General features: G+C 71.4%; 9 protein-coding genes. 3 read left to right on the forward strand and 6 right to left on the reverse strand.

Translation table 11 applies throughout. The annotated features are described in order from the left end of the window. Both RMO85_RS05605 and RMO85_RS05610 read left to right on the forward strand, forming a co-directional pair. Window positions 1-217: GNAT family N-acetyltransferase (locus RMO85_RS05605; protein WP_310527193.1), on the forward strand; the 217-nt coding region annotated here is incomplete at its 5' end. Window positions 218-239: 22 nt separating this feature from the next. Then, window positions 240-605: a thioesterase, FlK family gene (locus tag RMO85_RS05610; RefSeq protein WP_310527195.1), complete on the forward strand. Its 366-nt coding sequence runs from the start codon at window positions 240-242 to the stop codon at window positions 603-605. Between the two features lie 90 nt (window positions 606-695). Here the strand turns inward: RMO85_RS05610 and RMO85_RS19625 are convergent, their stop codons facing one another. From RMO85_RS19625 to RMO85_RS05635, 6 genes are all read right to left on the reverse strand, one after another. Continuing rightward, entirely contained in the window at window positions 696-770 is a 75-nt protein-coding gene (locus RMO85_RS19625) for a 50S ribosomal protein bL37 (RefSeq protein ID WP_397203189.1), read from the reverse strand. Window positions 771-857: 87 nt separating this feature from the next. Further along, window positions 858-1,124, reverse strand: a complete 267-nt coding sequence (rsrA, locus tag RMO85_RS05615) for a mycothiol system anti-sigma-R factor (RefSeq protein ID WP_310527199.1) — start codon at window positions 1,122-1,124, stop codon at window positions 858-860. Then, the gene (locus RMO85_RS05620) at window positions 1,121-1,744 is read right to left on the reverse strand and encodes a sigma-70 family RNA polymerase sigma factor (RefSeq protein WP_310527202.1); all 624 of its coding nucleotides are present in this window, start codon (window positions 1,742-1,744) and stop codon (window positions 1,121-1,123) included. The genes rsrA and RMO85_RS05620 overlap by 4 nt, the downstream gene beginning before the upstream one ends. A gap of 131 nt (window positions 1,745-1,875) precedes the next feature. Further along, window positions 1,876-2,529, reverse strand: a complete 654-nt coding sequence (locus tag RMO85_RS05625; protein ID WP_310527205.1) for an alpha/beta family hydrolase — start codon at window positions 2,527-2,529, stop codon at window positions 1,876-1,878. Continuing rightward, a complete protein-coding gene (locus RMO85_RS05630) occupies window positions 2,526-3,287 on the reverse strand; it encodes an SOS response-associated peptidase (RefSeq protein ID WP_310527207.1) in 762 nt (253 codons plus the stop codon). The genes RMO85_RS05625 and RMO85_RS05630 overlap by 4 nt, the downstream gene beginning before the upstream one ends. Before the next feature lie 31 nt (window positions 3,288-3,318). After that, entirely contained in the window at window positions 3,319-4,047 is a 729-nt protein-coding gene (locus tag RMO85_RS05635; RefSeq protein ID WP_310527208.1) for a hypothetical protein, read from the reverse strand. Between the two features lie 201 nt (window positions 4,048-4,248). Between RMO85_RS05635 and RMO85_RS05640 the strand changes: the two genes are divergently transcribed. Further along, the coding region (locus RMO85_RS05640; RefSeq protein WP_310527211.1) for a sigma-70 family RNA polymerase sigma factor at window positions 4,249-5,658 on the forward strand (1,410 nt) is incomplete at its 3' end.

A 5,658-nucleotide genomic window follows, 5' to 3' on the forward strand; every position in this document is an offset into this window, starting at 1 on the left:
CGAGTTCCGGATGCTGGCGGTGCACCCGGACGCACGTGGTCAGGGCGTGGGCACGGCCCTGGCCAGGCTGTGCGAGGAGCGGGCGCGCGCCCAGGGCGCCACGGCCATGGTGCTGTCGTCGCTGCGAGAGATGTCGGGGCCCACCGCATCTACGAGCGGCTCGGCTACGAGCGGTCACCGCACCGGGACTGGGAGCCCGTGCCGGGCGTCCACCTGATCGCCTACTGGATGGAGCTGACATGAGCGACGCGACCCTGAGCTTCACCGTCGCCGAGAACGACACGGCGAGGGCCGTCGGCAGCGGGTCGCTGCCGGTGCTCGGCACCCCGCGGCTGCTGGCGTGGTGCGAGGCCGCGACCTGTGCCGCCATCGAAGCCGCCCTGCCCGACGGCGGCACGAGCGTCGGCACCCGTGTCAGCCTCGAGCACCTCGCCGCGAGCCCGGTCGGCGCCGAGCTGGAGGTGACCGCCTCCACGGCGTACGTCGATGGCCGACTGCACCGATTCACGGTCTCTGCGCGCCACGTGCGCGACGGCCGCGTCGTCGCCGCCGGCGAGGTCACCCGGGTCGTCGTGGACGCCGAGCGGTTCATGTCACGGGTCTGAGACACGGCTGACGACCCGGCTGACGACCCGGAAATGCAGCGAACCCCCGGCCACCTCGTTCAGTGGGCCGGGGGTCTGCATGGAATGCGCTCAGGCGTTGGGGCGCTTGCCGTGGTTCGCCTTCTTCTTCTTGCGAGCGCGGCGCTTGCGTCCGGTCTTGCCCATGATGTTCCTCCAGAGATTGATAGCCCTGCTCGTTGCCCGTGACAGGGCTGAGGGTCATCCTCTCAAATGTCGGGCACGGGGGCGAATTCAGCCCTCGCTGATGCGGATCTGCACCTCGCGGATCTGGATCCGCACGCGCTCACGCAGGCCGTCGGGGGCCGACTCCGAGCAGGAACGGGCCACGATCTGCTTGACCGTGCGCTGCAGGTCGTACTTCTCCAGGCAGGGACCGCACTCCTCGAGGTGCACCCGCACTTCGGAGCAGTCGGCCTCGTCGAGCTCGTTGTCGAGGAAGAACACGATGCGCTCGAGGTAGTCCGAGCAGTCGTCGTGGTCGGGGCTGTGCTGGCTCATCGCTTCGCCTCCGTCGCACCGCTGGGGAGCAGGTCGTTGGCACGGACGTGGTCGGAGAGCATGTCGCGCAGCTGGCGGCGGCCGCGGTGCAGTCGGGACATGACGGTGCCGATGGGGGTGTTCATGATCTCGGCTATCTCCTTGTACGGGAAGCCTTCGACGTCTGCGAGGTAGACCGCCAGACGGAACTCCTCGGGCAGCCGCTGCAGCGCGTCCTTGACCTCGGAGTCGGGAAGGTGCTCGAGGGCCTCCATCTCGGCGGACTTCAGGCCGGTGGAGCTGTGCGACTCCGCCCGGGCCAGCTGCCAGTCCTCCACGTCCTCGGCCATCGACTGCTGCGGCTGGCGCTGCTTCTTGCGATAGGTGTTGATGTAGGTGTTGGTGAGGATGCGGTAGAGCCACGCCTTGAGGTTGGTGCCCGGCTTGAACTGGTGGAACGCGGAGTAGGCCTTGGCAAAGGTCTCCTGCACCAGGTCCTCGGCGTCTGCCGGGTTGCGGGTCATGCGCATCGCGGCGCCGTACAGCTGGTCGAGGAACGGCAGGGCGTCGCGCTCGAATCGCGCCGAGCGCTCGTCGGCGGTCTCGGTCGCGAGCAGGTCGTCGGAGAGAGATTCAGTCATCGTCTTCCACACTACCGCCGCGTCGGCGTCGCCCATGTCGAGAGGGCGGGGTCGGGTTGCAAGCACGTGGATCTCAACGCGACTCCTGCGTGCTTGATTCCCTCCGGTGCCGAAGTTGCTGTCCGGCGATGTCAGCTCGAGCCGGCGATGCCGCGGATCAACCACTCCAGCGTCGACTCCACGACGATGCCGAGCGCCTCCGCCTGCGACACCACGGCCCGCTTGGGCACCACGAGCCCGTGGTCCGCCTCGGGGATGACCGTCATGTCGAGGCCGATGACATCGGTGGGGAACTCGTCGGGGCGGCCCATCGGGTCGCGCTCCCCCTGCACGACCAGCATCGGCAGGCCGGCACGTCGCAGCTCTGCCACGCGGGTCTTCTCCGGCCTGCCGGGGGGATGCAGCGGGAAGGACAGGGCGAGTACGCCGCGGGCACCCAGCCCCTTGGCGCAGCGTGCACCGGAGCGGGCGCCGGCGGATCGACCGCCGACGACGAGCGGCGTCTGCGTGCGCAGCGAGTTCGCGGCGGCGATCAGGCCGGCGTCCAGGGTGGGCGGCGAGGTTGCGACCTTGCGACCCGCCACGTGCCAGGGCTGCTCGAAGAGCATCACGCTGACACCGTGGCCCGGAAGGGCCCCCGCCAGTGCCACCAGGTCGGGGGCGTCCACGCCGCGCCCCGCCCCGTGGCTGAGCAGCAGGGTCGCGATGGGGCTCTTCGCCCGCCGGACGTGGAGTCGGCCTTCGCCGTACGCCGTCGCGATGGTGCGCATCTCGGCCTTCATCATGAGAGGGCGTCCTCCAGTGGAAGCGGCTCGACGAGCTCGGGTCCGTTGTTGCGCACGTTGCTCACCAGCGGGGCGACGGGGTAGGCGACGAGATTGCCGGGCGCGGCCGGGACGAGCAGCGACAGCTCGCCGCCGTGGCGCGGATCGAGCCAGTCCGCCCACCGGTCGCGCTCGACCATCAGGGGCATCCGGTCGTGGATGTGACCGAGCGAGTCCTCGGCCTGGGTCGTGAGCACGGTGCAGGTCCACCGGAACCGGTCAGGATCGTCGTCGGCGAGGTGCTGGTCACGCCAGATCTCGTACAGCCCGGCCATCGCCAGCACGCCGCCGTCTGCGGGCCGGATGAAGTAGGGCTGCTTCACGGGCTTGCCCTTGGCGTTGGTCTGCGAGGTGGGGTACCACTCGTAGTAGCCGTCGGCGGGGAGCAGGCACCGTCGGACGGCGAAGGCCCGCTTGAAGGCTGGCTTCTCGGCGACCGTCTCCATCCGCGCGTTGATCATCCGGTTGCCGATGCTGGGGTCCTTGGCCCACGACGGGACCAGGCCCCACGTGAGCACACGGAGCTGACGCTGGGGCGGCTCGGCGCCGTCCTGTGGTGACGCCGGCGGCCGCGCTCCCCTTTCGAGCACCGCGTAGACCTCCTTGGTGGGGGCGACGTTGTAGTCGGCGGCCAGGGGCGCGGGCGTGCGGTCGTCGACGACCTCGAACTCTTCGATCAGGTCCTCGGGGCGTCGGGACGAGGCATAGCGGCCGCACATGCCAACAGCCTAGTGACGCTGCGGCGCCGGATCAGCGCGCCAGGTCGTCGAGCAGCAGAGCGGCGTTCACGTCGTCGACCGGCAGGCCTTCGATCCACACTCTCGCGGTCGGGGTGTGGTCCACGACATCCTCGAGCAGCCTCCGCAGCAGGCGGACCCGATCTCCCAGTCGCCCGTCGCGCTCGACGAGCGCCGCCACCCGACGGCTGCCCACGCGGCCGACGGTCTCGCCCAGGACGAAGACGGTGCGCACGCACTGGCCCGCCCGAGCGAGTCGCATCGAGTGGACCAGGCGGTAGGCCCCGTCGCTGCCGTCCGCCGCCGGGACCGGTGGGAGGGGCAGCTCGCACACGACCATGGCCCAGTCTTCGTGCACCCGATCGGAGCGGAGATAGAGCTCGGTGAGCCGACTGCGGACGTGCACGAGACTGGAGAGTCCGGTCATCGGGTCGGCGCAGGAGAGCTGGTGGACGTAGGCCAGGGTCTCGTCGCTCCAGGCGGCCAGCAGCGCCGACGTCGCGTCGAACGACGGGTCTGACCCGCGGACCTCGAGCCAGGTGGCGCGAAGCCCGCCGAGGGCGTCCTCGAGCGACGCCCCGTCGGCGCCCAGCATCCGCCCGACCACCGAGCAGACGCCGTGCGGATCCTCGCCTGACGCCAACGTCTCGGCCACCGCCTCGAACCGGCTCGGCGGCACCGACTGTGGCCCGGTGGCGGCGGGGGTGACGGTGCTCGGGACAACCGTGGGGCGCCTCCCCACCTTGGTGAACATCCCCACGCGTGCCCCCCGCCCTCGGTCTCCGACCGGGTGGAACGTGATCGAGCGGTGTGTATGACGCCACGCGAAAGCAAATTCTTTTCTGGGGAAGCTCAGCCGAACCCCCACCGTGGAAGGTCGCCCAGCCCTAGAGTGGATCCACCTTTCACGGCCTCCTCTCCCCCCGACGAACGCCGAGTTCCCATGAGCACCACCACCCTTGTTGACACCCGCGGCGACGCCGACCTGATCTCGGCTGTCCGCGGCGGCGACGTCGAGGCGTACGGCGTCCTGTTCGAGCGGCACGTCGACGCCGCCAGGCGACTGGCGCGCCAGCTCGCGTCCGCCGGCGACAGCGACGACCTCGTGTCCGAGGCGTTCGTCAAGGTGCTGGCGGTGCTCCAACGCGGCGGCGGCCCCGACGTCGCCTTCCGCGCCTATCTCCTGACGGCCGTACGCCGCCTCCGGGTCGACCGGATCCGGGCGAACTCCAAGCTGCACACCACCGACGACGTGGAGATGTTCGATCCGGGCGTGCCCTTCCGCGACACCCCCGTCGAGGGCTTCGAGAACGCCGCCGCGGCACGTGCGTTCGCCTCGCTGCCGGAGCGCTGGCAGCTCGTGCTGTGGCACACCGAGGTCGAGGAGCAGAAGCCGGTCGACATCGCGCCCCTGCTCGGGATGACCCCCAACTCGGTGTCCGCGCTGGCCTACCGAGCCCGCGAGGGCCTGCGGCAGGCCTTCCTGAACGAGCACGTGGCCGAGATCGAGGGCGACACCTGTCGCTGGACCCGCGACCACCTCGGCCCCTACATCCGAGGCGGCCTCGCCAAGCGGGACAGCGCCAAGGTCGAGGGCCACCTCGAGGAGTGCCGGCCGTGCGCCGCGATCTACCTCGAGCTCGTCGACATCAACTCCAACCTCGGTGCGATCATCGGCCCGCTGGTCCTCGGCAGCGCCGCCGGGGCCTACCTGGCCGCTGCGTCGGCCGCCGCCGGCGTCTCGGCCGGCGGTGCGCTCGTCGCCCTGCTCGACCGGGGCAAGGACCTGGTGGCGGCCCATGCACCGGTCGCCGCCGTCGGTGCCGTGGCGAGCATCGCGGCGATCGCCGCACTGGCCTTCGCGACCCTTCATGACCCGCCCGGCGGGGTCGCCGGTCCCGACCGGGCCGGCGCCGGCGTCACGGCCCCGCGTGTCCCCGGACAGCCGGGCACGTCGTCCTCGTCGCCCTCGTCGTCGGCCGGCTCGACGGGGCCGGCCGCGGATCGGCGTTCGGCGGGCGCGGACGACACGACGGACACCGCCCCGACCACGGCTGCACCGGTCCCGACCGGCGTGCCGAGCACGACCGCGACCCCCAGCAGCACGGCCTCCTCGAACCCGACCCAGACGCCCACGTCGGACCCGACGACCCAGCCGACCTCCCAGCCGACCTCCCAGCCCACTGGGCAGCCGACGTCGAAGCCGACCCCGACGTCCGCGACCTCGACCGTCAGCCCGACGACCAGACCGACCGAGGCCGCAACGCCCACCCCGACCCCGAGGCCGACCCCCACGCCCCCCCCCACCCCCCCGCCCCCCCCCACGCCCGCGCCCCCCCCCACCCCCACCCCC

Source organism: Nocardioides sp., assembly GCF_031422975.1.
Lineage (GTDB): Bacteria > Actinomycetota > Actinomycetes > Propionibacteriales > Nocardioidaceae > Nocardioides.